This is a genomic window from Myxococcus sp. CA039A (assembly GCF_013336645.1).
Classification (GTDB): domain Bacteria; phylum Myxococcota; class Myxococcia; order Myxococcales; family Myxococcaceae; genus Myxococcus; species Myxococcus llanfairpwllgwyngyllgogerychwyrndrobwllllantysiliogogogochensis.
In genome coordinates this window covers 33,964-60,403 of record NZ_JABUMQ010000019.1, presented here as the reverse complement: position 1 = coordinate 60,403, position 26,440 = coordinate 33,964, and the positions used below count along the sequence as shown (strand labels likewise).

Sequence of the window (26,440 nt, the reverse complement as noted above, 5' to 3'; positions counted from 1 at the left end):
AAGAGACAGTGGTGAAGCGGCTTCAGAAGGAGGGCCGCGTGGTGGGCATGGCGGGGGACGGGGTCAACGATGCGCCGGCGTTGGCCCAGGCGGATGTGGGCATCGCCATGGGGACGGGCACGGACATCGCGATGGAGAGCGCGGGTGTCACCCTGGTGAAGGGAGACTTGAGGGGCATCGTCCGGGCGCGGCGGCTGAGCCAGGGCTCACTGCGCAACATCCGGCAGAACCTCTTCTTCGCCTTCATCTACAACCTGCTGGGGGTGCCCCTGGCGGCGGGGGTGCTGTACCCCTTCTTCGGCCTGCTCCTGAGCCCCATCTTCGCCAGCGCGGCGATGAGCCTGTCCTCGGTGTCCGTCATCGTCAACGCGCTCCGGCTGCGGCGGCTGAAGCTGTAGGCGGAAGGGGGCCTCCCGTGTGGGTGCCGACTGCTCGGCCCCCGGCGGGAGGCCCGGGCGCTCACGGGAAGGCGTGCACTGGCCGTGCGCGCCATTAGACTGCGTCTCATGAGCTCCCGCGAGGAGGCGCGCACCCCAGGTGCGGCCGCCGGTCACGTCTCCGTCGTTCACCTGCCGAATGCCTGGTTCATCCTCTGTGCGTCGCGAGAGCTGGGCGACAAGCCGCTGGCGCGCACGCTTCAGGGCACGCCGCTCGTCCTCTTCCGGGGCGAGGGCGGCAAGCCTGGCGCGTTGATGGACCGCTGCCCTCACCGCAACGTGCCCCTGTCGCTGGGGCGGGTGAAGGAGGGGCAGCTCCAGTGCGGCTACCACGGCTGGCGCTTCGACACGGGTGGGCAGTGCCGCGCCATTCCGGGCTTCCTCGGCGAGCCCGAGGCCCGTACTCGCTGCGCGACGTCCTATGCGACGCGTGAGCAGGATGGCTTCGTCTGGGTGTACTCCACACCGGGCGTGGAGCCGACGACGGAGCCGTTCCGTTTCCCACTGCTGGACGCGCGCGACTACACCACGGTGAGGCGCGTGCTGCGTGCGCCGGGCTCGCTGCATGCGACGCTGGAGAACACGCTCGACGTGCCACACACGGCCTACCTGCATGGGGGCCTGTTCCGCACGGAGGAGAAGCGCAACGAGATTGACGTGGTGGTGCGCCGGAGCGCGGACCGGGTGGAGGCCGAGTACATCGGTGAGCCTCGTCCCAGTGGAGTCGTGGGTCGGCTGTTGGCTCCGGGTGGCGGCATGGTGCAGCACTTCGACCGCTTCCTGATGCCGTCCATCGCGCAGGTGGAGTACCGCATCGGCGAGGGCAGCCACATCATCGTGACCTCGGCGATGACGCCCGTGGCGGACTGGGACACGCTGGTCTACGCGGTGGTGACGTTCCGACTGCCGCTGCCGCGCTGGCTGCTTCGCGCGGTGCTGCCGGTGGCCATGCCCGTGGCGCTCCACATCTTCAGCCAGGACGCGCGCATCCTCCGGACGCAGACAGAGAGCATCCGCCGCTTCGGCACGGAGACGTATGCGTCCACCGAGATTGACGTGCTCGGGCCCGGCATCCTCCGATTGCTGCGCGCCGCGGAGCGCGAGAAGCCCGGCGCGGTCGGTGATGCCGTGCATGAGACCCGACTGAAGATGCGGACTTGAGGCTGGGCGTCAGCGGGAGGCTTGGCGCGGTGCACGAGTCTCGGCTGAGGATGCGGACCTGTGCGACTGCCCGTCGCCAACCGTGAGAAGCCCGGTACGATCCGCGACGCCGTGCATGGGACGCGACTGAAGCTGCGGAAGTGCGTGGCTTCATGCGGGCCAGGCCCGAACTCGCGGCCAGGCTCAGGTGTGTCGTCAGTCTGATAGGCGCTTTGGTGCGAGGGTTCGCCCAGCCAGTACGAGCCTCGAGCTGGGCGAACCACTGTTGTTGCTCAGCCCTGCCCGAGTCCCGCCGGTGACGCGGGCAGCGCCTTGGGTGGCGCATTCACGTCGATGCCGTCCTGGCGCAGTTCCTCCGTGTTCGCCGCCACCGCCAGCGTGCCGGGCGGGTTGTCGTACCAACCCGGGTCTCCATCGCCGGCAAGCCGCTCGCGCACCTTGAGCACGGTGAACATTCCTCCCATGGTGATGACGTCGTGCTTGCCCCGCGCTCCGCTCATGGGGATGGAGTTGGCGGGCACCGGCATGCCCATCTCCACCATGTCGCCCATGCCCGTCTGCCCCATGGTCATGTAGCCCGGCAGCAACGTGCGCACCTTCGCGTCGAGCCCACCCGGCTTCACGCCGATGAGGTTGGGCAGGTCATGGCCCATCTGGTTCATCAGGTGGTGTGTCATGTGGCAATGCATGGCCCAGTCGCCGGGCGCATCGGCCACGAACTCGACGGTGCGCGTGCTGCCCACCGGGACGAGCACCGTGGTCTCCGGCCACTGCGCGGACTCGGGGATGCGTCCCGCGTCCGTCTCCGTGATTCGGAAGTGGTAGCCGTGCAGGTGGATGGGGTGATGGTCCATCGCGCTCAGGTTGCCCAGGCGGATGCGCACCCGCTCGCCCTGTCGCACCACCAGCGGCTCCGTGCCGGGGAACGCCTTCGCGTTGAACGTGAGCAGGTTGAAGTCCGTCATCTCGTTCGGGTCCGGCCGGCTCGCACCCGGGTCCACGCGCCACTCGTGCAGCATGAGCGCGAAGTCGCGGTCCACGCGTGGGCCCACGGGCCGCCGCGGGTGCATGATGAACAACCCCACCATGCCGAGCGCCATCTGCGTCATCTCGTCATGGTGCGAGTGATACATGCCCGTGCCGGACTGGCGGATGGTGAACTCGTAGCGGAACGTCTCTCCCGGGGCGATGGACTTCTGGTTGAGCCCACCCACGCCGTCCATGCCGTTGGGCAACAGCAGGCCGTGCCAGTGCACGGTGGTGGGCGCGGGCAGTCGGTTGGTGACGTAGAAGCGGACGCGGTCGCCTTCCACGACTTCGATGGTGGGCCCGTGCACCTGGCCGTTGTAGCCCCAGCAGTGGACCTTCAGCCCGGGAGCCAGCTCGTGTTCGACCTCCTCGGCCACCATGTGGAAGACCTTCACGCCGTCCACGACCTTCCACGGCAGCTTCGAGCCGTTCGGCACGATGACGGGGCGATAGTCTCGGTTCGGCATTCCCGGAGCCAGCCAGTCCCGCCGGCCCGCGCGCGGAGCGGGAGGACGTGGCGAGACTTGTGCCTGCGCGACACCACCTCGGAGCAGCAACGCACCACCCGCGAGCGTTGCGCCGGCCGTCGCCAGCATGCCTCGTCGGGTCATCGCGCCCGGAGCGGTCGTTGCCTCCGTCGTGTCCTCCGCATCCTGCGCGCGGAGAGAGGAATCAAGGGAGAGGGGATTCATGGAGTCGCTCCGTGGCCGTGTGCGGGGGGATGGCCGTTTCCAGAAGGGGGTTCAGTGGGAGGCGAGGACTCAGGAGGGGTCGCCTCCGGTGGACGCTCGGATGCCGGGGGCGTGGCGTCGCTCGGTGCTCCCTGCCGCGAGGCCGTGCCGGGCAGACTGCCGCCGACGAGTTGCTCCAGCTCCGCTCGGGCCATCCAGTAGTCGCGGACGGTCTCGATGAAGGTGCGGTACGCCTCGACCTGGGACTGCTTCGCGTCGAGCAACGCATACAGGCCAATCTGCATCGCGTTGTATTGGAGCTGGGACTGCTCGACGACCTTCTCGCGCAGGGGCAGGACGACGCGCTGGTAGCGCTCGGTGACGCCTCGGAGCGTGAGCAGGCGGGCCCTCGCGGCGCGAACTTCCGAGCGCGCGTTGATGGACAGCTCCGCGAGACGACGCTCGCCTTGGCGATGCTGTGCCTCCAGCCGGGCGATGAGTGCCTGTCGCTGGTCGAAGATGGGCAGCTCCAGCGTGAGCGTGGGCCCGAAGAGTCGCGGACCGTTCGCGTCCCGGTGCGTGTGGAGACCCACGTCGACGCGGCCGAAGAAGCGCGTGCTGCGCGCCAGCTCCAGCGCGTTCCACAGGAGCTCCGACTGCTTGCGCGCGGCGTCGATGTCGAGCCGCTGCCGGATGGCGAGCGACTCCAACCGCTCCAACGACGCCTCCTCCAGGGGCGGTGCCGGGAGCTTCTCGGAGATGGCCCACTGGGTGCGCGGCCCCCACAGGCCCAAGAGGCGGTTGAGCCGCTCCCGGTCTTCCACCAGGGTCAGCTCCTCGCGCGCCAGCTCCAGGCGGGCCTCCTCGGAGGCGGCCTGCTCCGTGACCAGCTCCAGGTCGGTGATGTTGCCCGCGCCGTGTTGGAGCGTGGCCAGCTCGGCGGCGGCCTCGGTGGCCTGGAGGACCATGCGGCGCAGCTCCACGAGCTGCTGCCGCGCCTGGACCTCGCTGAACAGCTTGCGCACCTCCGCGGCGGTGGAGAGCGCTTCGTGCGCGACGCGCAGCGTGTCCGCCATGAACTGCTCCTGGGCCACGCGCTTGCGCAGCGGCAGGGTGAACAGCTCCACGAAGCCCTGCACCAGCGAGAACTCCGTCTCGCTGACACCGTCGTTGGAGAGCGGGAAGCCGATGCTCGCATCGAACGTCGGGTTGCTGAGCAGGCCCGCCTGCACCATGTCGGCCTGGGAGATGCCCAGGTCTTCATAGGTGGATTGCAGGGCGGGATTGTTGAGGAGGGCCACCTCCACCGCGTGGTCGGAGGTGAGGTCGCCCTTCAACAGTCCGTCGAGGTGCCGCGACACCTCCGCGTCCTCGGGCGTGCCCTGGTTCCACCGCGTCTTGCGGCCGATGCGCTCCTCGACGAGCGTGGCGACCTCCGCGTGGCCTTTCTCCTTCTGGATGGAAGCGCAGCCGCCCGCGAACAGCAGCGCGCAGGCGAGGGTGAGCAGTCTCACGGATGGGCTCCGTGTCCTTCATGACCGGGCGCGGGCTTCTTGGCCGGCGCGGTGTCGTCGGGCTTCACGGGCGTCAGCTTCATTCCGCACTTGGGGCAGGTGCCGCCCGGCTTGTCGGACTGGACCTCGGGGTGCATCGGGCACGCGTAGACGGTGGTGCCCGCGTCCTCCTTGGCGGGCTTGGACGCGTCGGAGTGCTGCGGTCGGGAAGGTGGCGTCGCGGCGAGCGCGGTGGGCAGCGAGGCGAGCGGGGACTCGGGCGCATTGGGGCTCGACGGGTCCACGGCGGGAGCGAGCCTCTTGGGCTCGGAAGCACAGGCGGCGAGCGTGATGAGGCTCGCGAGGACACAGAGGAAGGAACGCATGGAAGACCTCGAAGTGGCGCGACGCGGCGGCGCCAGGAATCGCAGCGGTGTTGAGCAAGCTCCAGGCCACGAGGACCGGAGACACAACTCCGCGGACTGACGACGCACGAGAGGCCAGGGAACGCAGGTCCGCGCGGTCCCGGTGTAACCGGGGTCATCACACTGTGATGGCCGCAACCGTGCCTGGTTGTTCACCGGCGCACTTCATGCGGCGCGCGCTTCCGGGGAACAGGCGGGACACCTGCCCGTTTCAAACACGAAGCGCGGGGAGCGTCCCGAAAGGACCCTCGACCCGCGCCTCACCACACCTGCTTCACCGCGTCAGCTCAGGAGATGCCCTTGCGCAGCCGCGACCAGTCGAAGTTGGGGGCCGGGTCGTTCTTGCGGCCCTTGGGCACCGCCACGTCCGCGTGGCCGACGATGTTCTTCATCGGCACGTCGTACTTCTCCTTCAGGTGGCTGGTCAGCTGGGTGAGCGCCTTGTACTGCGCCTCCGTGAAGGGCGTCTTGCCGCTGCCGTCGTTGACGATTTCGATGCCGATGGAGCGCGCGTTGACGTCCGTGGGAACGCCATGCAGCTCGCTCTTGCCCGCGTGCCACGCGCGCTTGTCGTCACCCACGAGCTGATAAATCTTCCCGTCGCGGTCCACCATGTAGTGCGCGGACACGCCACTCTTCGGGTTGCGCATCCACGACAGGTCCGCCTTGCCGTCGTTGGACGCGGTGTGGTGCATGACGATGGTGTCGATGTCCGCGCCGTTGCGGCTGTCGGAGTTGGGCGAGGGCGCGCTGATGACCGCCGGCTTGGCGCCCGGCGTCGTGGGCGTCGTCGGAGTCGTGGGCGTGCCCGCCAGCGCCTTCTTCAGCGCCGCCTGCGTCTGCTCGCCGTAGTAGCCGGTGGTGGGCAGCTTCTTGTCGCCCTGGAACTTCTTCACCGCCGCTTCGGTCTGCGCGCCAAAGGTCCCCGGGCCCGTGTTCACCTGGGCCTTGGTCAGGTAGCCCAGCTTCAACAGCGCGTCCTGGAGCTGTTTTACCTTCGGGCCTGAGTCACCCTTGCGAAGTCCCGCCGGAGGCGCGGTGACGGTCGTCGCCGCCGCTGAAGCCTTGGTGGAGGTGGTACGGGTCGCGGTGGCGGAAGGAAGGCGAACGCTCATGAGAGGCCCCGACGTGTGGAATAGGGGAAAAACACGGGATTGTCGGTGTTCCGGGCCGAAAGTTGCCGGTCCAAGGCCCGGAACACCTTCCCTGTCTCTCAGGACACAGTTGACCTGCGATCGGCCACACGCCGGCTGATGCGCTCTCTCACGCCATGAACAAATGCGTAGAAAGTGGGAAGAACCAGCAGGGTGAAGAGGGTCGAGGTCACCAGTCCGCCCACCATGACGACGGCCAGGGGCCGCTCGATTTCCGTCCCGTGCAGGGGCAGCACGAGCAGGGGAAGCAGGCCGAGGATGGCGGTGGCGGCGGTCATCAGCTTGGGGCGGACGCGACCGAGGCTCGCCAGACGGATGGCCTCGTCGAAGGGCATGCCGCGTGAGAGCAGGTCCTTGGTCTGAGAGACCAGCACGAGGCCGTTCTGCACGGCGATGCCGAACAGGCCGATGAGGCCCACGAGGCTGGAGACGTTCCACGTCTCTCCGGCGATGAGCAGCGCGAGGATTCCGCCGACGAAGGCATCCGGGAGCGTGGCGAGGATGACGAGCGCCTCCGCCACCGAGTCCAGCGCGAGGTACAGCAGGATGAACACCGCGAGGATGGCGACGGCGATGGCCATGGCCAGCGACTGCGCGGCGCGCTGCTGACTCTCCACGCGTCCTCCCACGTCGAGGAAGTACCCGGTGGGGAGCTTCAGCTCCGCGGCCAGCCGCTCGCGCACCTCGGCCGCGGTGCTGCCCAAGTCCCTGCCGGACACGCTGGCCTCCACCGCGAGCCGACGGCTGCCGGCCTCGCGCCGCACGCTGCCCGCGCCGAAGGTCTCCTCGATGGTGGCGAGCTGACTCAGGGGAATTCGCGTGCCGTCATGTCCATCCACCAGGAGGTTGCGCAGCGCCTGGAGGTCTCCCCGCTTGTGGTCCGCCAGCCGCAGCACCAGGTCGTGCCGCCGCTGGCCCTTCCACACCTGGGAGGACTCCTCGCCCACCAGGCCCACGCGCACCGCGCGGATGACGTCGCCGGGCGTCAGCCCCACCCGCGCCACCGCGGCGCGATTCACGGTGATGCGAAGCTGCGGCAGACCGCTGAGCTTCTCGACGCGCAGGTCCTCCACGCCGTCCACCTTCGCGAGGATGGCGCGGGCCCGCTCTCCCAACGTGGCGAGCGTCTCCAGCTCCGGCCCGAAGATGCGCACGGACAGGTCCGCGGGGCTGCCGCCCAGGCCCTCGTCGATGCGCATGCCCAGCGGCGTGGTGAACAGCGTGGTGACGCCGGGCACCCGCGCCACGGCGACTCGCAGGTCCGCCTCCAGCTTCTCCAGGTTTCTGCCCCGGTCCTTCTTGAGCACGACGAGCACGTCCGACACCGTGTGAGGCATCGGGTCCTCGGTGCGCTCGGCGCGGCCGGTGCGCCGCACGACGTCCTCCACCTCCGGGAAGCCGAGCAGCACGTCCTCCACCAGGTGGTTGAGCCGGTCCACCTCCTCCAGTGACGCCTCGGGCGGCAGCACCGTCTGGAGGAGGAAGGCGCCTTCATCCAGTCGAGGCATGAAGTCGCTGCCCACCGCGAAGGCGAGCCCCAGGGCCGGCACGGTGATGGCGAGCGCCACCAGTCGCACCAGTCCTGCCCTGCGCATGCACGCGTCCAGCATGGGCGCGTACACCGTCTTGATTTTGCGGATGAGCCACACGTCCTCGGGTTGTCCCGGACGCGGGGCCTTGAGCAGCAGCGAGGAGGCCACCGGCACCAGGGTGAGCGCGAGCGCCAGCGACGCGGCGAGGCACGCCACCACGGCGGCGGCGAGGGGCTGGTACATGCGCCCCTCGATGCCCGTCATGGCGAACAGCGGGATGAAGACGGACACGACGATGAGGGTGGCGAAGGCGATGGGACGCCCCACCTCCAGCGACGCGGACAGCGCTTCATCGCGCACGGACTTGCGCCCCGCGCCTTCGCGCAGGTCATGGATGATGTTCTCGGTGACGATGATGGCCGCGTCCACCAGCAGACCCACGGCGATGGCCAGGCCGCCCAGCGTCATGGTGTTGATGCCGATGCCGGCGAGCTTCAGGAGGATTCCCGCCAGCGCCAGCGACAGGGGCAGGGTGAGGGTGACGATGAGCGCGGCGCGCCAGTCTCCCAGCAGCGCGAACAGCACCAGCACCACCAGCAGCGCGCCCAGGAGGATGGCTCGGCTGACACCCCCCAGCGCCTCGTCCACCAGCACCGACTGGTCATAGACGACGCGCAACTGCACGCCCTTGGGCATCGACTGCTCCAGCTCCTTGATGGCCTCACGGACGCCCGCCGCCACCCGCTGCGTGTCCGCGCCGAACTGCTTGATGACGCGGCAGCTCACCACCTCGCCCTTGAGGCGGTGCGCGATTCCCCGGCGCAGCGCGGGGCCCTCGCGCACGTCGGCCACGTCCGCCAGCAACACGGGCGTGCCCGCGCGCAGCGCCACCACCGTGCTGTTCAGGTCCTCCACCGTCTGCGCGCGTCCAATCGCTCGCACCGTCCACTCCATGGGGCCCTGCACCACGAAGCCGCCGGACGCGTTGAGGTTGGCGCCCTCCAGCGCGTGCTCCACCTCGTTGAGGCTGATGCCGCGCGCCACCATCTGGTCGGGGTCCAGCAGCACCTGGAACTGCCGCAGGTAGCCACCCAGTCGCTCCACGCCCGCGACGCCGGGCACGGCGAGCAGCCGGTTCTTCACCTCGAACTCGGCCAAATCCCTCAGCGCCATGAGGTCCGCCGCGCCGGGCTCCGCTTCGAGGGTGAACTCGAAGACTTCATTGAGCCGGCCGGTGAGGCTGGAGACGAGGGGCGCGTCCGTGCCAGGGGGCAATTCTCCCTGGGCCTGGGCCACGCGCTCGGCGACGTACTGTCGGCTGCGGAAGTAGTCCGCGTCCGGCTCGAACTCCACCGTGACCTGGGTGACGCCCAGTTGCGAGGTGGAGCGGATGCGGCGCACGTCGGGCAGGCCCGCGAGCGCGACCTCCATGGGAATGGCCACCGCCGTCTCCAGCTCCTCCGCGCCCATGGCGGCGTTCTGGACGATGACGTTGAAGATGGGGGCCGATAGGTCCGGGAAGACGTCGCGGCGAAGCCCATGCAGCGCCACCGCACCGAAGGCGGACAAGGCCAGGGCCAGCACCACGGTGAGGCCGGGCCGCGCGAAGGACGTGCGCAGCACGCGCCCCACCAGGGACGACGAGGGCTCAGTGGCCATGTTCTGCACCTCCGCCGGCGGACTTCTCGACTTCCGCCTTGAGGAGGAAGGCGCCGTCCACCACCACCTGCTCACCGACCTTCAGGCCGGAGAGCACCTCCACGTGGTCTCCCAGCGTGCGGCCTCGTCCCACCTCGCGCCGCTCGAAGGAGCCGCGCTCTCCGGTGGGCAGGAAGGCGACCCAGCCATTCTCCAGGCGCTGGAGCGAGGCGGCCGGCACGGTGGTGATGGTCCCATCCGGACTGCCAAGCGGAATGGACGCGGTGGCGGACATGCCCGGCTTGAGCAGGCCCTCGCGGTTCTCCAGCACCAGCCTCACGGGGATGGTGCGCGAGGAGGCGTCCACGCGCTGCCCCACGTGGCCCACCTTCGCGGTGAGCTCCTTGCCCGGGAAGGCGGCGAAGGTGACGCGCGCCTCGGCGCCCTTCTGGATGCGCACCGCGTCGCGCTCGAAGGCGTGGACGATGAGCCACAGCGAGCCCAAATCACCGATGCGGAAGAGGGGATGTTCGGCGTCCGCCATCTGTCCCATCCTCGCATCACGCTCGATGACGGTGCCCTGGATGGGCGAGCGCAGGATGAAGCCCGGCGTGCCCGCGCCCTGACGAAGGTCCCCTTCGCTCGCGCCCAGCGCCGCCAATTCCGCGAGGGCCGCGGCGACCTCCGCATCGGCGCCCGCGGCTTCCACGTCCGCGGCCTGCACGTCCTTCTGCGCGACGATGCGCTCGGCGGCGAGCGCGCGCTTGCGCTCTGCGGTCTGTCTGGCGGAGGCGGCGCGGGCCTTCGCGGACTGGAGGGCGGCGCGGGCCTTGCCCAGCTCGGGGCTGCGCAGCTCGGCCAGCTTCTCGCCTTCCTTCACCTCCTGGCCGGTGGTGACGAAGACGGTGCCCACCCGGGCGGAGATGGGGGAGGCCACCTCCGCGTAGGCGTCCTCGCTGAACATCAGCTCGCCCAGTGCGGTGACGCTTTCTCCTCCGGGACGCGCCGACGCGGGCGCGGTGGTGACGCGCAAGTCGCGGAGCATCTCCGGCGCGATGTGGACGTGGGACTCATCGTGTCCCTCGTCATGTCCCTTGGGTTCGGCGCCTTCTTCGTGCGCGTGGTCGTCTTCATGCTCGGGCTTGTCGGACTTGCAGGCGGACAGCACGACGAGGGCGGACAGGAGGAAATGAGAGGGCTTCATGGCAGGGCTCCTGTCTCGACGGCGAGCTGCACGCGGGCGAGCGCGGCCTGGAGGTGACTGTCGAGCAGCGCCACGCGCGTCTCGAGCGTTTCACGGCGGACAAGGAGGAACCCCGCGAGGTCCATCTCCCCGGCTTCGTAGGACTTGCGGGCGAGCGACTCGTTCTCGTCCAGCAGTGGCAGGGCATCGCGCGTCAGCACCTCCAGCGCTTGCTGGCGCCGGGTGTCGCGGATGCGGGCGGCTTCCACCTGGACATCGCGCGTGCGGCGCGCGGCCTCCAGCAGGGTGCGCAGCCGTCGCACGCGGGCCTCTCCCGTCACCTTCTCTTCCTGACCTCGGGAGAACACGGGCAAGGGCACGCTGAGGGTGCCGAGCCACGCGGACTCGTCCACCTCCTTCTCGTAGCGCACGCCCACGCTCAGGTCCGGCAGCGCCTGGCTGCGTCCCAGCCGAAGCTCCGCCTCGGCCTGGGCGAGCGCCGACTCCAGGGCGCGGATGTCCGCGCGCTCGGAGGAACCCGTGGGCTTCTCCACCGGGAGCGAGGAGAGTTCCTTGAGCGCGCCGCGCACCGCGAGCGGCTCCTGGAGGGGCAACCCGAGCTGTGCGCGCAGCTCGCTCACGAGTGCCTCCTCCTCGCCCTCGGCCACGACCACGGCCGCATGGGCCCGGGCCTGCGCCACGCGCGCCACGTTGACGTCCACCACGGGCACGTCGCCCGCATCGAAGCGCTTGCTCGCGGAGCTGGCCAGGTTTCGCGCGGCCTCCTCCGTCTCGCGCATCAGCCGCGAGAACTCGCCGGCGTAGAGGGCGCGCAGGAACGACGCGGCCACTTCACCGAGCACGCGTCGCTCGGCGTCCTGCTGCTCGGCGCCCTCGCGGGCGAGCCCCGCGCGAGCGGACTCCCGACGCGCGCCCTGCTTGCCACCCAGCTCGAAGGGCTGCGCGAGCCCGAGTGAGAGTTGGAGGCCCCGGGTGCCGTCGTCGAGCCTGCGAGGGCCCACCTCGGCGCTCAGGGTCGGGTTGTCACGCAGCCAGGGCGCGGAGCCCGCGACGGCCCCCTGTGCCTCCGCGACGCGGCCCGCTGCATCCAACAGGGAAGGAGCGCGCTGGCGGGCCAGGGCCAGCGCGTCTTGGAAGGACAACTCGGAAGGTGAAGCGGTGCTGGCGCAGGGCCAGACCAGGGCGGCGGCGAGCCCAAGGGCCGCCGTCGCGGAAGGATTGAACACGGAAGTAGACCTCGCGAAAGGGAAGCGAGCGTCAGGCGCGAGGTGTCCTGGTACCGCCGTGGACGCACCTCACCTGGAATCGCTCGCGCGAAGAGACGGACACTGCCTCAGGCGAGGAGGGCTTTGGGGACGTGGAGGATGTCGTCCAGGTCCGCGGAGGCGGGCGCATCCTCATCCTGAAGGACGAGACGCGGCCGAGGTGCTTCCAGGAGCAACGAGGGAGGGGAGACGGGCGCGGCGATGGAGCGCACATGGCCGCAGCAGGTGCAGTCCGCGCAGTCCGGCGCGCATTGACCGCTCGCATCGTCATCCGGGCAACGCTGCGCGCACACGGTATCCGTCACGTCGGCGATGACCTTCCACAGGCCACCTTCCGTCGGGGCGAACAGCAACAGGCTGAGGCACAGCCAGATGCGTGTGAGCACGGGTTTGGCTTCTAGCATGACCCCGGACGGTGCGCACGCGGATGCATGCTCAGCGTGAACCAGGTATCGGAAGAGGGCGTGCCTGCTCGCCCGTGAGGGCCGGCGGAGTGTTGTCGCGCCGGCCCTTTGCGTGAGTGTGCGTCAGGCCACGACGCGCGGCGGCGCGGGCCGGTGCTGAATCAGCTCGGTGGAGAAGTAGCGCTCCATCCGGTCCGGGAACACCGTCACCACCTGCGCGCCGGGACCCAGTCGCCGCGAGGCTTCCACGGCCGCCACATAGTTGAGGCCGGAGGACGGGCCCACCGGGAAGCCCCGGCGGATGAGGGCGCGCGCGGTGCACATGGCCTCTTCGTCCGACACGTCCAGCTCCACGCGCCCTGGCATGTCCGAGTCGCGGTACAGCTTGGACATGCCGTCCACGACACCGGGCACGCGCGGACTGAAGCTGCAACACTCGATGTCGCAGCCCAGCCCCGCGATGGGACGCGCGATGAAGGCCGTCACCGGACAGCCCGCTTCCGCGAACGCCTGGTACAGGCCCACCACCGTGCCGCCCGTGCCCACGCCGCTCACCACGCCATGCACCAGGCCGCCCGGAATCTGGGAGAGGATCTCCTGCCCCGTCCACACGCGGTGCGCCTCGGCGTTGTCCGGGTTCTCGAACTGGCGGGGCGCGAAGGCCTTGCGCTCCCGGGCAATCTGCTCCGCCTTGGCGATGGCGCCACGCACGCCTTCCGCCCTCGGCACCAGCACCACGTCGCCGCCGTAGGCGCGGATGGTGAGCACACGCTCGTCGGTGACACCCTCGGGCATCACCGCGGTGAAGCGCACGCCCATCTGCGCGCTCGCCAGCGCGAGCGCGATGCTCGTCGAGCCGCTGGACGCCTCCACCACCTCGCCGCCGGGCTGCAACTCGCCCAGGCGCCAGGCCTTCTCCAACATGTAGCGCGCGATGCGGTCCTTCGTGGAGCCACTGGGGTTGAGAAACTCCAGCTTGCACCAGATGGTGGGGCCCTCCGGGTCCAGTCGGACGGGGACAAGGGGCGTGGGAGCGATGGCCTGAAGAAAGCGGCCATCCGCGGGCAGCGGGCGACAGGGAGGACGCATGATGTCCTCCCTATCGCGAATCGACCCGGCCCGTTAGCGTCCTGAGCGTCTTCCCGACGGACGGGGATTCCATGGGCTGTCCGCCCGGCCTGTCAGGAAGCACCCGTGGGCGGCGATGGATGTGGCGCGACCGGAGTCCGGCGGGTACGAAGGAGTACCTCTGCCCCGCACGTCATGAGTCCTCCATCTCCGGTCATTCTCAACGTCAATGATGATGAGGCCAGTCGCTACGTCACCAGCCGCGTGCTGGGGCTCGCGGGCTTCCAGGTGGTGGACGCGGGCTCGGGCAGCGAGGCCCTGGCCCTCGCGGATGAGCACACCGACCTGGCCATCCTGGACGTCCGGTTGCCGGACATCAGCGGACTGGAGGTCTGCCGGCGCCTGAAGCAGGCCCCTCGCACCCGGGGCATGCTCGTCCTGCACCTGTCCGCACAGGCGGTGGGGCCGGGCGACCGGGCGCACGGCCTGGAGCACGGCGCGGACGGCTATCTGGTGGCCCCGGTGGACCCCGAGGAGCTGGTCGCCCAGGTGCACGCCCTGCTGCGCCTGCGCCGCGCCGAGCGCGAGGTGCACGCGCTGTCGCGGGAAGTGGAGCGCCAGCGTCGACTGCTGGACATGGCCATGGCCTCCGCCGCGGACCCCATCGCGCTGTTCGACGCGTCGGGACGTCTGCTGTTCGCCAACCAGGCGGCGCATGCGGCGCGAGGCAGCCACGAGGTCCTCGTCTCGGGTGAGTCGCTGAGCGCGCGGGAGGAGAAGGACCCGTCGCTCGCGCCCTTCATCCGGTTGATGGAGGTGGCGCTGAGCACCGGACAGGTCCAGCGCGGCGCAATCACGCTGTCGACGGACCAGGGGCCCCGTCACTTCGACTACACGCTGTCACCCACGCTGGATGGTGACGGCCAGGTGGCCGCGTTGATGGCCACGTCGCGGGACGTCACCGAGGAGCGCAGCGAAGAGGAGTTCCGCGAGCAGTTCATCGGGATGCTCGGGCATGACCTGCGCAATCCCCTCAATGCGCTGTCCATGTCCGCGCAGCAGCTCAAGCGCAAGGGCAACCTGGACGAGCGCCAGTCCTCGCTCACCGAGCGCATCCTCACCAGCGCGGACCGCATGGACCGGATGATTCGCCAGCTCCTGGACTTCGCGCGCTCGCGCCTGGGGGGCGGTGTCCCGGTGGTGGCCTCGGACTGCGACGTCTTCGACGTGGCGCGTCGCACGTTGGAGGAGATGCGCGCCAGTCACCCCGGGCGGATGCTGGTGTTGGAGGTGGTGGGGGACGGGCGCGGCGCGTGGGATTTGGACCGGCTGGAGCAGGCGTTCAGCAACCTGCTGGCGAATGCGCTGAAGTACAGCCCCGTGGACAGTCCCGTGCGGATGTGGGGCCAGGCGAGTGCGCGGGAAGTGGTGCTGCGCGTGCACAATGGCGGACCGCCGATTCCTTCGGAGGAGCTTCCACACATCTTCGCCGCATGGCGTCGAGGCTCGCGAGCCATCCAGCACGAGGCGGCGGCGTCCTCGGGGCTGGGGTTGGGGCTCTACATCACCCGGCAGATTCTGCTCGCCCATGGAGGCGAGGTGACGGTGGAGTCCAGTGCGTCGGGTGGGACGACCTTCACGGTGCGGCTGCCCCGGTGATGATGACCATCTGACGTTTGACATGCGGAATGGCTCGCCGTTGCGGGGGGCCATTGCCACTTATCCGTCATGTCGCCCGAGAAGCTCATCTTCGCGCAGTCCGTGGAAGCCCTCTTCGTGAGGGCCCTGGGCCCCTATCTGACGCGGGAGGGGCGCCAGCGCCTGAAGGGAGTGGGCCTGGATTTGTCGGAGCGGCTGCGGCCGGCCTACTCGCTGGAGCAGTGGCGAGGCTTCCTGCGGGTGGCCGTGCAGGACATCTTCCCGTCGCTGCCGGCGAAGGAGGCCTGGCTGGCGTTGGGTGCGCGCTATCTCCAGGGCTTCCGGCAGACGCCGGTGGGGCGGGCCAGCCTGTCGCTCGTCACCCGCCTGGGGCCGATGAGGACCCTGGAGCGGGTGCCCTACAACGTGAGGGCCGGCAACAACTTCAACGAGGTGCGGGTGGAGGAGTCCGGCGAGGGCGCTGCCACGCTGTGGATGAAGGACGTAGCGGCGGACAACCCGTACTTCTCCGCGGGCTTCCTGGCGGAGTCGCTGCGCGTGGCGGGCGCCGGGCACGTGGAGGTGGAGCCCATCGCCTTCGATGGCACGGCGGCGACGTACCGCATCGTCTGGAACAGGACCGCGGCGGCTCCAGTGGGGGAGGCCGCGCCCGCGCCGGGGGCGTAAGGCCCTCCGCGCTCACTTCATGAGGAAGGCCCGCAGGTGCTCCCGCTCGTTCTCCAGCGATGCGGTGAGCCATGCCCGTTGGAGTGAGGGCAGGGGCCACAGGTCCATGCGCTGGGGCTGGGTCACGCGCGCGAGCTTGAAGGCATGGCACTGTGCCGCGCCGACTTCTTCCCGTCGCTTCGGGTCGTTGAGCATCTCCACGCCCTGAATCACCATGCGCAGGCCTACCAGATACTCCACGAGCGTGGTCTCTTCGACGATGCGCTCGCCAATGGAGGACAACACGTGGCCCAGTCGCTCACGGTCCCCGGCCGTGAGCGTGTCCGAGACGAGTGCTCGCTGGGTGAGGCGGTAGGGACCGGTGAGCGCCAGCTCTCCCACGAAGGCTGAGAAGGCACTGGCTTGAAGGCGGGAGACCTTCGCCAGCGTCAGGAGCCGCATGGCCTCGGTGTACATCGAGAGGGTGGAGGCGGTCCGGTAGTCAGGGAGGTCGGCGATGCGCTCCAGCTCGGCGAGCTCTTCTGGAGTGAAGGGCGCTTTCGGGTCGGTGTCCCCCAGCAGCACGAGCAACCGGAGTTGAATCTCCTGGGGCGATGTTGCGGCGAGTTGTTGAAGGCGGGGCTTGAGCGTGGTGCGCGCCTTCGCGAGCGCCTCGGGATGTTGGGGGGCCGCGGTCAGGAAGTGCTCGAAGGCGGCGCGCAGGAGGACGGGGTCCTTCACCTTGTCGAGGTGCGTGGCGAGCCACTCCAGGTCAGGGCTGCCGAGCATGTTTCCCGAGAGCGCGAGGATGAGGCGGACGTCCGCTGCTTCGGTGCGTTCCCAGGCGGCGTCGAACTCAGGCTTGCCATCGCTGGATGAGGTGGGTGGTTCCAGCAAGAAGCGGCTCTCCGCGAAGAGGGGGCGCTCTGCCTGGGCCCACGCGTGAAGGAAGGCCTCACGCCAATCGAACTTCGGTTGACGGGTGCGTTGCTCCACCAGGGACGAGAGGATGACGACCTCCGGCTCCTTCGCGGCGACCGCGCGAAGCCGCTTCAGGGTCTGCTCCGCCTTGGGCAACGCGCCCTGCTCCAGGAAGACGCACGTCTGGACGAAGAGGGCGCTCGCGTCTTGGGGCGCTTCCTTGAGCGCTACCGTGAGTTCCTTCTGGGCTTCCGCGCCATTGCCGGACCGGGCGTACTCGGAAGCGCGTTGGATGCGCGCGACGAGCGGTTCCGACGCGGCCGTCTCCGGAGGGGCCGCTCCGAGGCTGAGGGCCGCGATGATGAGCCAGGGGACGATGGGTGTGCGCATGTCCCCAGCCTAACGGCGCGGTCGCCTGCTCTGGGAGTACCCGAGCGGAGGGTGTGGGCGAGGCCGTTCCCCACGCCGCGTGCGCGTTGACGCCCGCCTGTACCTGTGTTCAGGCTCCGGGTGGAGAGGTGCGCATGCCCCCGCAGATCAGTCTCGACTTCGCCGCCGAGTGCGCGGCGCACCCGGCACTGGCGAGTTTCCACCCGGTGGTCCGCCGCTGGTTCGCCGAACGACTGGGCGAGCCCACGCGTCCCCAGGTGGAGGGCTGGCCGCTCATCCAGGCCGGGCATGACGTCCTCATCGCCGCGCCCACGGGCAGCGGCAAGACGCTCACCGCGTTCCTCGCCGCGCTCGACTCGCTGTTCCGGCTGGCGCTGGAGCGGAACCTGGAAGACCGCACGCAGGTGCTCTACGTCTCGCCCCTCAAGGCGCTGGGCAACGACGTGCAGAAGAACCTGCTCCAGCCCTTGGAGGAGCTGCTCTCGCGCGCCCGCGCGGAGGGGTACACCCCGGGCGAGCTGCGCGTGCAGGTGCGCAGCGGTGACACGCCCGCCTCCGAGCGCGCGAAGATGATTCGACGTCCGCCGCACATCCTCATCACCACGCCGGAGTCGCTCTACCTCTACCTCACCGCCGAGCGTGCCCGCGCCACCCTGCGCGGCGTGCGCACCGTCATCGTCGACGAGATTCACGCGCTCGCGCGCGACAAGCGGGGCAGTCACTTCACGCTGTCCATGGAGCGACTCAAGGCGCTCACGGAGATGCGCCCGCAGCTCATCGGCTTGTCCGCGACGCAGAAGCCGCTGGATGCGATTGCCGGCTTCCTCACCGGCGCGTCCCACCGCGAGTGCCGCAAGGTAGAGGTGGGCCATCTGCGCCCGTGGGACTTGAAGCTGGAGATTCCCGACGCGGAGCTGTCCTCGCTGGCGAGCCACGAGATGTGGGGCCAGGTCTACGACCGGCTGGTGGCGCTGGCGGGTGAGCACCGCACCACGCTCATTTTCGTCAACACGCGGAAGATGGCGGAGCGCGTGGCCCATGATTTGGGCGAGCGATTGGGCGAAGGTCTGGTGGCGGCCCATCACGGCAGCATGTCGCGGGAAATCCGGCTGGCGGCGGAGGAGAAGCTCAAGGACGGCCGGCTACGCGTCATGGTGGCCACCGCGTCGCTGGAACTCGGTATCGACGTGGGCAACGTGGACCTCGTCGTCCAGTTGGGCACCACGAAGGCCATCTCCGTGCTGCTCCAGCGCGTGGGCCGCGCGGGCCACCACAAGGCGGCCATCTCCAAGGGCATCGTGTTCGCGATGACGCGCGACGAGCTGATGGAGTGCGCCGCGCTCCTCAACGCTGTGCGCGAGGGTGACCTGGACGCGGTGATCATCCCGCAGAAGCCGCTGGACGTGCTCGCGCAGCAGGTGGTGGCCGCGTGCGCGTGCGAGGAGTGGGACGAGCGCGCCCTCTTCAGCCTCTTCCAGCGCGCGTACCCGTACCGCGAGCTGACGTGGGAGGAGTACCAGGGTGTGCTGGAGGTGCTGTCGGAGGGCATCGCCGACCGGCGTGGACGCGCGGGCATCCACCTGCACAGAGACCGCGTGAATCAGCGCCTCAAGGGCCGGCGCGGCGTGCGCATCACCGCGCTCACCAACGGCGGAGCCATCCCGGACACCTTCACCTTCAGCGTCACCGCCGAACCTGAGGGCAAGGTGGTGGGTACGTTGGACGAGGACTTCGCGGTGGAGTCGTCGCCCGGAGACGTCTTCCTCCTGGGCAGCACCGCCTGGAGAATCCAGCGGGTGATGGGCAGCACGGTGATGGTGGAGGATGCACGCGGCGCGGCGCCCAACGTGCCCTTCTGGCGTGGTGAGGCCCCAGGACGCACGGACGAGCTGTCGCTCCAGGTTGGCCGGCTGCGCGACGAACTCCTCAACCGCGACGACGCGGCCAGCTTCCTGGAGAAGGAGCTGCGCATGCCGCCGCCCGCGGTGGATGCGCTGCTGGGCTACCTGCGGTTGGGCAAGAAGATGCTGGACGCGGTGCCCAGCAATCAGCTCGTGGTGGCCGAGCGCTTCTTCGACGAAGCGGGTGGCATGCAGCTCATCATCCACGCGCCCTTCGGCAGTCGCATCAACCGGGCCTGGGGAATGGCGCTGCGCAAGCGCTTCTGCCGCTCGTTCGACTTCGAGCTCCAGGCGGCGGCGACGGAGGACGGCATCCTCCTGTCTCTGGGCGAGCAGCACTCCTTTCCGCTGGCGGACATCTTCGACTTCCTTCACCCGGACCAGGTGGAAGAGGTGCTGGTGCAGGCGGTGCTCCAGTCGCCGCTGTTCGGCACGCGCTTCCGCTGGGTGGCCACGCGAGCACTGGCGCTCAACCGGATGATGGGGGGCAAGCGCGTGGCGCCCAACCTCCAGCGCGCGCGCAGCGAGGACCTCTTGGCCGCCGTCTTCCCGGCGCAGGTGGGCTGTCAGGACAACCACGGTGGCGGCGACGTCGAGCTGCCGGACCATCCGCTGGTGAAGCAGACGATGGACGACTGTCTGCACGAGGCCATGGATGTGGAGGGCCTGCGCGAGGTGCTCCGTCGCATGAAGGACGGCCGCATCCGCCTGGAGGCGCGCGACGTACCGGAGCCGAGCGTCTTCGCGCACGCGATGATTCACAGCCAGCCGTACACATTCCTGGATGACGCTCCGGCGGAGGAGCGCCGCGTGCGCAACGTGGCCCTGCGCCGCGCGCTGCCGGCCGAGGACGCGGCGGCCTTCGGCGCGCTGGACGCGACGGCCATCGCCACGGTGGTGGAGGACGCCGCGCCGCCGATGCGCGACGAGGACGAGCTGCACGACATGCTCCTCCAGTGGGTGCTGGTGCGGGATGCGGAGGTGCCGAAGGGACTGGCGACGCCGCTGTTCGAGCAGGGCCGGGTGGCGTGGTTGGACCTGCCCGCCGGACGTTTCCTCGTCGCGGCGGAGCGGGGGAGCGCGGTGCGAGCGCTGTTCCCCGACGGGGTGACGCAGCCGCCGTTGCCGGTGCTGGCGCATGACCGGCCGGTGGAGCGCGAGGCCGCGGTGCTCCAGGTGGTGCGCGGGCGGATGGAGAACGTGGGCCCCACCACGGTGGCGGAGCTGTCTCGCCTCTGCGTGCTGAGCGAGGACGAGGTCAACGCGGCGATGCATCAACTGGAGATGCAGGGCACCGTGCTGCGGGGCCGCTTCCGTCCGCTGGAGACACCGCTCGCGCCGGGAGAGACGCCGCCGCTGGAGTGGTGCGACCGCCGTCTGCTCCAGCGAATCCACCGGATGACAGTGGGGCGGCTGCGCCGGGAAATCGAACCGCTGAGCGGACGCGACTTCATGCGCTTCCTCTTCCGGTGGCACCACATGGAGGACGTGGACGCGCTGCGCGGCTCCACGGGACTCATGAAGGCGGTGCGGTTGCTCCAGGGTTACGAGGCGCCTGCTTCCGCGTGGGAGCGCTTCCTGTTGCCCGCGCGCATGCGGGGCTACACGCCGGACATGCTGGAGCGCGCCTGCTACGCGGGTGAGGTGGCCTGGGGCCGGCTGACGATGAAGGACCAGCCGAAGCCCGTGCCGGGACCTCGTCGCGGCGCGCCCGTGACGCCGCCGGAGCCGGAAGTTCCAGCACCCACGCGCTCGCGAGCCTCGCCCACTCGCAACGCGCCGCTGACCTTCACGCTGCGCGAGGACCTGGAGTGGATGCTCGCGGCGGCGCGGCCTCACGCGGTGCTCGCGGATGGGGACGTGTGGACGCCGCCGGACCTCAGCGTGGCCGCCAAGGATGTGGTGGCGGTGTTGGAGCGCCGGGGCGCGTGCTTCTTCCAGGACCTGGTGTCCCGCGCGCGACGACTGCCCGCTGAAATCGAGGACGCGTTGTGGGAGCTGGTGGCGCGCGGCCTGGTGACGGCGGACGCGGTGCAGAATCTGCGCGTGCTCCAGAGCCCCGCGCATCGCAAGCGGCAGAAGCTGTTGCAGCGCGGTGGACCCGGACGCTGGAGCCTGCTGGCGCCCGCGGAGCCGAAGACGTCGGACGAGGTGATGGACTCGCTGGCGCGCCTGTTCCTCCAGCGCTACGGCATCGTCTGGCGAGACCTGGTGATGCGAGAGGCGCTGGCGCCCACGTGGCGTGAGTTGCTGTTCGTCTACCGACGCATGGAGGCGCGAGGCGAGGTGCGCGGTGGTCGCTTCGTCGCGGGCTTCGTTGGAGAACAGTTCGCACTGCCGGAGGCGGTGGACATGGCTCGCGCGGTGCGACGGCAGCCTCCTTCCGGGGTGCGAGTGCAGCTCTCCGGCGTGGACCCGCTCAACCTCACGGGTGTGGTGACTCCAGGGCCGCGCGTGCCCGCGATGCCGGGCAACGTCGTCACCTACGTGGATGGCGTGCCGGGCGGCGTGGACGCGCTGGAGGACGATTCCGAGGAGAACGTTGGCGAGGACACGGAGAGCGGCGGCGGGGTGGCGCAGGCCAGCTGAGAATCCCCGTTCGTCTGGACACGCGGTGTTAGGGTCCCCCCCACTGTTTCCTGGAGGGGGTTCTCTCGAATGCGTCGTCTATTGCTCGTCGGAATGTTGCTGCTCTCCGCCACGTCGTGTGACGAGGACGGCGGGGGCGGGCCTGATGCGAACTCCGGCACCGTCGCGGGGACGCTGACGCCGTTCCGCAGCAACGAGCAGTCCTCCGAGGGTGGAGTCTCCCGAGCCACCCACCTTCCCTTCGGCAAGGGCGTGCTGGCGCGGCTGAAGGACTCGATGCGCGGCGCGAAGGCACAGCGCGTGCGCCGCTCGGCGGTGGACCAGACGGACCCGGGCCTGCCCATCATCCCCGCGCCGCTGGGGCCGCCGCCCCTGGCACGCATCCCCCAGGAGGACCCGACCATCGCTGGTGACGTGGTGGTCCGCTTCGAGGAAGCGGGAGTGTCACCCGAGCACGTGTTGTCCGCCACGGCGCTCCCGGGCTACCGCGTGGTGCACAAGGGCCATGCGAGCGAGTACCTGCACCTGGTGGGCTTCGAGGCGGAGGACGGCCACGCGGTGACGACGGACGAGACGCGTGAGCTGGTGTCGAAGCTCGCGGCGGTGCCGGGCGTGCGCTACACGGACCGCAACCTGCGCATGTACAAGACGGCCGTTCCCGACGACAAGGGCTACGGCCTCCAGTGGCACTACCCCACCATCAACCTGCCGGCCGCATGGGACATCGAATTCGGAGCGGACGGCGTGGTGGTGGCGGTCATCGACACCGGCATCGTCTCGCACCCGGACCTCAACACCCACGTGGTGCAGGGCTACGACATGATTGCCGACCCGACCAACGCGGGTGACGGCAATGGCCGCGACCCGAATCCCCTGGACGAAGGGGGCGATGAGCCACAGGGCGGCTCGTCGTGGCATGGCTCGCACGTGGCGGGCACCGTGGCCGCAGTGACGAACAACGGCGTCGGCGTCGCGGGAGTGGCCTGGAACGCGCAGCTTCTTCCGGTGCGAGTGCTGGGCAACAAGGGCGGCAACAGCTTCGACATCGCTGCGGCCATCGCCTGGGCCACCGGAGGTGATGTGCCCGGCATCACCCAGCGCCCGGCCAAGGCCGCCAAGGTGGTGAACATGAGCCTGGGTGGCAGCGCGCCGCCGCAGCCGCTCTACCAGGACGCCATCGACGCCGCCGTCCGTCGCGGCGCCATCATCGTCGTCGCCGCCGGCAACGAGAATGTGGACGCCTCCAACAGCACGCCGTGCAACCAGGAGAACGTCATCTGCGTGGGCTCCACGGGCCTGTCGGGCCGGCGCAGCAGCTTCTCCAACTACGGTGCGCGCGTGGACGTGGTGGCCTCCGGCGGAGAAATGGTGGAGGACATCAACGGCGACGGCTACGCGGACGGCGTGTTGTCCACGGTGCTGGATGACAACCGGCAGCCCGCGTATGCCTTCTCCCAGGGCACCAGCATGGCGGCGCCGCACGTGGGCGGCGTGGTGGCGCTACTGGCGGCGACCGCGGCCAAGCTGAGCGCGGACCTCTCGTCGAGCCAGGCGGAGAGCGCGCTGAAGACCACCGCGACGCCGATTCCCTCCTCGCTGTGCGCCGGAGGTTGTGGCGCGGGACTCATCAACGCGCAGGCGGCGCTGCGGCGCATCCAGAGCACGGACCCGGCGTTGGAGCCGCCGAAGCTGAGCGTGTCGACGAGCACGCTCTTCTTCCGGCAGAGCGTCACGCAGCAGCTCACGCTGAGCAACGTGGGCGGCCGACAGGGCGGCGACCTGGTGGTGACGGCCACTGTTTCGGGCGCGCAGCAGTCGGCGGTGTCCTTCCCCGGGGGAAGCACCAAGACGGTACCCGCCTACGGCTCGACGACGCTGGACGTGGCGGTGAACACGGCGGGCCTCGCGGATGGCGACTACGTGGTGAACCTCAACCTCGCGGGCTCCGGAGCGGCCGGCTCGGCGACGGTGGCGCTGAAGATTGGCGTGGGCACGTCGGACGACCTGGATGCCATTGTGGCCTTCGTCTGGCAGAACGCGCTGACGGGCGAGTGGGAGGCGGCCCAGGAGGCCATCACCGTGGCTCGCGCGTCGCGCGGTTACGACTACTCCCTAGCGCTGGAGCCCCGGACCTACTACGCGCTGGCAACCATCGACGACGACGAGGACGGCGAGCTGTTCGAGGACGGGGAGCGCACGGGCTTCTGGCGCAACGTCGACTCCTTCGAGCCGCTCGACGTGGAGGCCGGTGACTCCACGCCCGGCATCAGCTTCGACCTGCTCCCGCTGGCGCCCATCGACGATGACCCGACGCTGGACGTGGGCGCATCGTGCACGGATGACTCCGACTGCGCGGAGGGGTTCTGCAACACGAACTTCCCTGGAGGCTACTGCTCCCTCGTGTGCAACACGACGGCGTGTCCCGCGGGCTCGAAGTGCTACACGGTCAGTTCGTCGGGGCTGAAGAACTGTCTGGACAGTTGCTCCCGCGAGGTGGGAACCGGTCAGGGTGACTGCCGTTCGGGCTACGTCTGCTACAGCGACGGCACTGGCATTGGCGCGTGTCAGCCGAGCTGCATCGGCTCCGGCCTCAACTGCTTGCCTCCGGCCACGTGTCGGAGCGACGGCTTCTGTCGCTGAGTCGCCGTCCGTGGCGAAGCGGGTTCCCGGTGAGGTCGACCGGGGACCGCGCGGCGCTTCACGTCCTCACGCGGACGGCTTCGCGCGTTCGAGCAGCACCGCGCGACTGTCCACGTTGAGCACCTGGGTGCCGCCAGGCAGGGTGGCGAGCGGCGTCTCCCAGTGGGCATGGCCGCAGACCACCAACAGGTTTGCGCGCCTCTGCACGGACTCCCGGATGACGGGGCTGCCGCGCAGCCGCGTGCCCTCGACGTCCGGCCCCTGATGCAGCACCAGCACGTCCGGTGTCTCGCGCAGCGTCGCATCGAGCTGTCGCAGGAAGTCCGTCTCCCCGCGTCGGCCGGCCTTGTCCGGGTTGCCGATGATGCCACCCACGCCGCCCACGCGAAGGCCCTCCAGGTCCACCACCTCGCCGTCGAGCAGGTGGATGCCGGGGCGCTGCTGGAAGCGTACTTGCTCGCGCGCACCGCCGAACGTGTCGTGGTTGCCGGCCACGCCCACCACCCAGCGGAAGTGCTCGGCGAAGGCCTGCCAGACGGCGCGCACGTCACCGGAGGCGCCGCGCACATTCGCATTCGCTTCCGAGTACAGGTCTCCCGCGAGCACCACGCCGACGGTTCCCGGCAAGGGCAGCTCGCCCAGCTCACCGAGAATCGCCAGCTCATCGGCGAGCACTTCTCCGAGCAGCGCCACCGCGCCGTCCTGGAGTGCATGAGGAGCCACGCCCTGGAGGTCGGAGAGCACCAGCAGCGCGGCGACTTCATCCGGGAGAACATCCACCGTGCCGCGCAGCAGGGGGAACCACACGGTCTGGCTCCCACCCCGAGGCGCGGCGGATTGGTAGGGCCAGCTATGACACGGCACTTCATCGAGCGTCAGGATTCGCATGGCGCCCCGGTCGGCCGCCTCCCCGCGTTCCTGACAGGGAGCCCTGGCGGCGTTGGTTGGGATTTAGCCATTCCCTCCGAGCCCGGGTGGGGCCATCTTGGTTGAACCGTGTCCCTGCTGCCGCGACTCAAGACGGAAACCCGCCCCCACCACGAGCGCACCGAGTCCGCCGTGCGATTGCTGGAGCCTGGACTGACGCTCCAGGGCTATCGCCGCCACCTGGAGGCGCTCCACGGCTTCCATCTCCCGGTGGAGGACCAGCTCATCACACTGATGGGAGCCGCGCTGCCCGGCCTGCGCCTTCAGGAGCGGGTGAAGGTGCCGTGGCTGGAAGCGGACCTGCGCGCGCTCGGCCATGACACGCCGTCGCTCGCGCGGCTGCCAAGGTGCCCGGAGCCACCGCCGCTGCTCGGTCTGCCCGAGGCGCTCGGGAGTTGCTACGTGCTGGAGGGCGCCACGCTCGGAGGCCAGCTCATCCTCCGACACCTGCGCCGCCACTTCGAGGGAACCCCCGCGGGCGACTTCGTCTTCTTCCGCGCCTACGGTGACGACGTGGGTCCCCGGTGGCGCGCCTTTGGCGAAGTGCTCACGCGCGCATCCGTGGACGCGGCCGACCCTGCCTTCGATGACCGCGTGGTGAAGGGCGCCCAGGACAGCTTCGACGCCTTCGAGCGCTGGCTCCGACGCGCGCTGCCCTGAGCGTCGCTACAGGGACGTCAGGCCGCCGCGCAGCATGAAGTACACCACCACGCCCGTCACCGACACGTACACCCAGATGGGCGCCAGCCACCGCGTCACCTTGCGGTGCCGGGGAAACTCCTTGCGCCACGCGAAGTAGAAGGCCACCAGCGCCAGGGGCACGACACCCATGGACAGCAGCACATGGCTGGCCAGGATGCACAGGTACAGCCCTCGCCAGTCGCCCACGTAGCGCGTGTCTCCGTGCACGTAGTGGTAGGTGAGGTAGCAGACCAGGAACAGCGCCGACGCCGCGAAGGCCGCCACCATCAGGTACTGGTGCACGCGCCGCGCGCCGCGCTTGATGGCCACCCATCCGGCGATGAGCAGCGCCGCCGCCGTCGCGTTCAGGCTCGCGTTGACGGCCGGAAGGAAGCGCAAATCCACACCCTCCACGCCGTCGCGACGGCCCATCAGAATCCACGCGATGAAGGCGAGCGCGGCCGCGGAGACAACACCGGTGAAGACATAAAAAGCCCGGTCGCTCACTCGGGGCTGAAGCGGAGCAGAGGTGGCGTTCGACATGCGCCCTATCTCTCGCGACACGTCCGCCGATGCAACCAATGCAGTAGCGATACACCGTTGTGC

At 69.7% G+C, this 26,440-nt stretch carries 19 protein-coding genes; 7 read left to right on the top strand and 12 right to left on the bottom strand.

Annotated elements, in window-relative coordinates; translation table 11 throughout:
- Both HR086_RS04995 and HR086_RS04990 read left to right on the top strand, forming a co-directional pair.
- Positions 1–398: HAD-IC family P-type ATPase (locus HR086_RS04995; protein ID WP_174465005.1), on the top strand; the 398-nt coding region annotated here is incomplete at its 5' end.
- Between the two features lie 108 nt (positions 399–506).
- Positions 507–1,598, top strand: a complete 1,092-nt coding sequence (locus tag HR086_RS04990) for an aromatic ring-hydroxylating dioxygenase subunit alpha (RefSeq protein WP_174465004.1) — start codon at positions 507–509, stop codon at positions 1,596–1,598.
- Between the two features lie 272 nt (positions 1,599–1,870).
- Here HR086_RS04990 and HR086_RS04985 read toward each other — a convergent pair whose 3' ends face one another.
- The 9 genes from HR086_RS04985 to HR086_RS04945 form a co-directional block, all read right to left on the bottom strand.
- Positions 1,871–3,319: a multicopper oxidase family protein gene (locus tag HR086_RS04985; protein WP_254626179.1), complete on the bottom strand. Its 1,449-nt coding sequence runs from the start codon at positions 3,317–3,319 to the stop codon at positions 1,871–1,873.
- Positions 3,316–4,812 carry a TolC family protein gene (locus HR086_RS04980; protein ID WP_174465003.1) on the bottom strand — a complete coding sequence of 499 codons (1,497 nt, stop codon included), beginning with the start codon at positions 4,810–4,812 and terminating at the stop codon, positions 3,316–3,318. The genes HR086_RS04985 and HR086_RS04980 overlap by 4 nt, the downstream gene beginning before the upstream one ends.
- Positions 4,809–5,177 carry a heavy metal-binding domain-containing protein gene (locus HR086_RS04975; RefSeq protein WP_174454387.1) on the bottom strand — a complete coding sequence of 123 codons (369 nt, stop codon included), beginning with the start codon at positions 5,175–5,177 and terminating at the stop codon, positions 4,809–4,811. The genes HR086_RS04980 and HR086_RS04975 overlap by 4 nt, the downstream gene beginning before the upstream one ends.
- A gap of 326 nt (positions 5,178–5,503) precedes the next feature.
- A complete protein-coding gene (locus HR086_RS04970; protein ID WP_174465002.1) occupies positions 5,504–6,331 on the bottom strand; it encodes an N-acetylmuramoyl-L-alanine amidase in 828 nt (275 codons plus the stop codon).
- Positions 6,332–6,429: 98 nt separating this feature from the next.
- On the bottom strand, positions 6,430–9,561 hold the full coding sequence (locus HR086_RS04965) for an efflux RND transporter permease subunit (protein WP_174465001.1): 3,132 nt from the start codon (positions 9,559–9,561) through the stop codon (positions 6,430–6,432).
- The gene (locus HR086_RS04960) at positions 9,551–10,744 is read right to left on the bottom strand and encodes an efflux RND transporter periplasmic adaptor subunit (protein ID WP_174465000.1); all 1,194 of its coding nucleotides are present in this window, start codon (positions 10,742–10,744) and stop codon (positions 9,551–9,553) included. Before HR086_RS04960 ends, HR086_RS04965 begins: the two co-directional genes overlap by 11 nt.
- Positions 10,741–11,970 carry a TolC family protein gene (locus HR086_RS04955; RefSeq protein ID WP_174464999.1) on the bottom strand — a complete coding sequence of 410 codons (1,230 nt, stop codon included), beginning with the start codon at positions 11,968–11,970 and terminating at the stop codon, positions 10,741–10,743. The genes HR086_RS04960 and HR086_RS04955 overlap by 4 nt, the downstream gene beginning before the upstream one ends.
- Before the next feature lie 107 nt (positions 11,971–12,077).
- Complete coding sequence (locus HR086_RS04950) at positions 12,078–12,395, bottom strand: hypothetical protein (RefSeq protein ID WP_141641740.1); 318 nt, start codon at positions 12,393–12,395, stop codon at positions 12,078–12,080.
- 141 nt (positions 12,396–12,536) lie between these two features.
- Positions 12,537–13,502, bottom strand: coding sequence for a PLP-dependent cysteine synthase family protein (locus HR086_RS04945; RefSeq protein WP_141641741.1), 966 nt, complete (start codon positions 13,500–13,502; stop codon positions 12,537–12,539).
- A 174-nt stretch (positions 13,503–13,676) separates the two neighbouring features.
- Here HR086_RS04945 and HR086_RS04940 point away from each other — a divergent pair, with 174 nt between their 5' ends.
- Positions 13,677–15,140 carry an ATP-binding protein gene (locus HR086_RS04940; protein ID WP_174464997.1) on the top strand — a complete coding sequence of 488 codons (1,464 nt, stop codon included), beginning with the start codon at positions 13,677–13,679 and terminating at the stop codon, positions 15,138–15,140.
- Between the two features lie 69 nt (positions 15,141–15,209).
- Positions 15,210–15,806, top strand: coding sequence for a DUF2378 family protein (locus HR086_RS04935; protein ID WP_174454522.1), 597 nt, complete (start codon positions 15,210–15,212; stop codon positions 15,804–15,806).
- A gap of 12 nt (positions 15,807–15,818) precedes the next feature.
- Here the strand turns inward: HR086_RS04935 and HR086_RS04930 are convergent, their stop codons facing one another.
- Positions 15,819–17,096 (bottom strand): M48 family metallopeptidase, encoded by a 1,278-nt coding sequence (locus HR086_RS04930; RefSeq protein WP_254613958.1) that lies wholly within the window; start codon positions 17,094–17,096, stop codon positions 15,819–15,821.
- A 134-nt stretch (positions 17,097–17,230) separates the two neighbouring features.
- Between HR086_RS04930 and HR086_RS04925 the strand changes: the two genes are divergently transcribed.
- Together HR086_RS04925 and HR086_RS04920 are read left to right on the top strand one after the other, a co-directional pair.
- Positions 17,231–21,586 carry a DEAD/DEAH box helicase gene (locus tag HR086_RS04925; RefSeq protein WP_174454523.1) on the top strand — a complete coding sequence of 1,452 codons (4,356 nt, stop codon included), beginning with the start codon at positions 17,231–17,233 and terminating at the stop codon, positions 21,584–21,586.
- 69 nt (positions 21,587–21,655) lie between these two features.
- Positions 21,656–24,226 carry a S8 family peptidase gene (locus tag HR086_RS04920; protein WP_174464996.1) on the top strand — a complete coding sequence of 857 codons (2,571 nt, stop codon included), beginning with the start codon at positions 21,656–21,658 and terminating at the stop codon, positions 24,224–24,226.
- Between the two features lie 66 nt (positions 24,227–24,292).
- Here the strand turns inward: HR086_RS04920 and HR086_RS04915 are convergent, their stop codons facing one another.
- Positions 24,293–25,114: a metallophosphoesterase gene (locus HR086_RS04915; protein ID WP_174464995.1), complete on the bottom strand. Its 822-nt coding sequence runs from the start codon at positions 25,112–25,114 to the stop codon at positions 24,293–24,295.
- 108 nt (positions 25,115–25,222) lie between these two features.
- Here HR086_RS04915 and HR086_RS04910 point away from each other — a divergent pair, with 108 nt between their 5' ends.
- On the top strand, positions 25,223–25,813 hold the full coding sequence (locus tag HR086_RS04910) for a biliverdin-producing heme oxygenase (RefSeq protein ID WP_373564260.1): 591 nt from the start codon (positions 25,223–25,225) through the stop codon (positions 25,811–25,813).
- Between the two features lie 6 nt (positions 25,814–25,819).
- Here the strand turns inward: HR086_RS04910 and HR086_RS04905 are convergent, their stop codons facing one another.
- Entirely contained in the window at positions 25,820–26,377 is a 558-nt protein-coding gene (locus HR086_RS04905; protein ID WP_174464994.1) for a DUF420 domain-containing protein, read from the bottom strand.
- Positions 26,378–26,440: the final 63 nt, after the last annotated feature.

What these genes read in the sequence shown, in the direction of transcription:
- HR086_RS04965 (WP_174465001.1), bottom strand. Translation starts at nt 9,561, where the DNA reads ATGGCCACTGAGCCCTCGTCGTCCCTGGTGGGGCGCGTGCTGCGCACG.
- HR086_RS04970 (WP_174465002.1), bottom strand. Translation starts at nt 6,331, where the DNA reads ATGAGCGTTCGCCTTCCTTCCGCCACCGCGACCCGTACCACCTCCACC.
- HR086_RS04920 (WP_174464996.1), top strand. Translation starts at nt 21,656, where the DNA reads ATGCGTCGTCTATTGCTCGTCGGAATGTTGCTGCTCTCCGCCACGTCG.
- HR086_RS04930 (WP_254613958.1), bottom strand. Translation starts at nt 17,096, where the DNA reads ATGCGCACACCCATCGTCCCCTGGCTCATCATCGCGGCCCTCAGCCTC.
- HR086_RS04990 (WP_174465004.1), top strand. Translation starts at nt 507, where the DNA reads ATGAGCTCCCGCGAGGAGGCGCGCACCCCAGGTGCGGCCGCCGGTCAC.
- HR086_RS04945 (WP_141641741.1), bottom strand. Translation starts at nt 13,502, where the DNA reads ATGCGTCCTCCCTGTCGCCCGCTGCCCGCGGATGGCCGCTTTCTTCAG.
- HR086_RS04935 (WP_174454522.1), top strand. Translation starts at nt 15,210, where the DNA reads ATGTCGCCCGAGAAGCTCATCTTCGCGCAGTCCGTGGAAGCCCTCTTC.
- HR086_RS04940 (WP_174464997.1), top strand. Translation starts at nt 13,677, where the DNA reads ATGAGTCCTCCATCTCCGGTCATTCTCAACGTCAATGATGATGAGGCC.
- HR086_RS04985 (WP_254626179.1), bottom strand. Translation starts at nt 3,319, where the DNA reads ATGAATCCCCTCTCCCTTGATTCCTCTCTCCGCGCGCAGGATGCGGAG.
- HR086_RS04925 (WP_174454523.1), top strand. Translation starts at nt 17,231, where the DNA reads ATGCCCCCGCAGATCAGTCTCGACTTCGCCGCCGAGTGCGCGGCGCAC.
- HR086_RS04905 (WP_174464994.1), bottom strand. Translation starts at nt 26,377, where the DNA reads ATGTCGAACGCCACCTCTGCTCCGCTTCAGCCCCGAGTGAGCGACCGG.
- HR086_RS04960 (WP_174465000.1), bottom strand. Translation starts at nt 10,744, where the DNA reads ATGAAGCCCTCTCATTTCCTCCTGTCCGCCCTCGTCGTGCTGTCCGCC.
- HR086_RS04975 (WP_174454387.1), bottom strand. Translation starts at nt 5,177, where the DNA reads ATGCGTTCCTTCCTCTGTGTCCTCGCGAGCCTCATCACGCTCGCCGCC.
- HR086_RS04915 (WP_174464995.1), bottom strand. Translation starts at nt 25,114, where the DNA reads ATGCGAATCCTGACGCTCGATGAAGTGCCGTGTCATAGCTGGCCCTAC.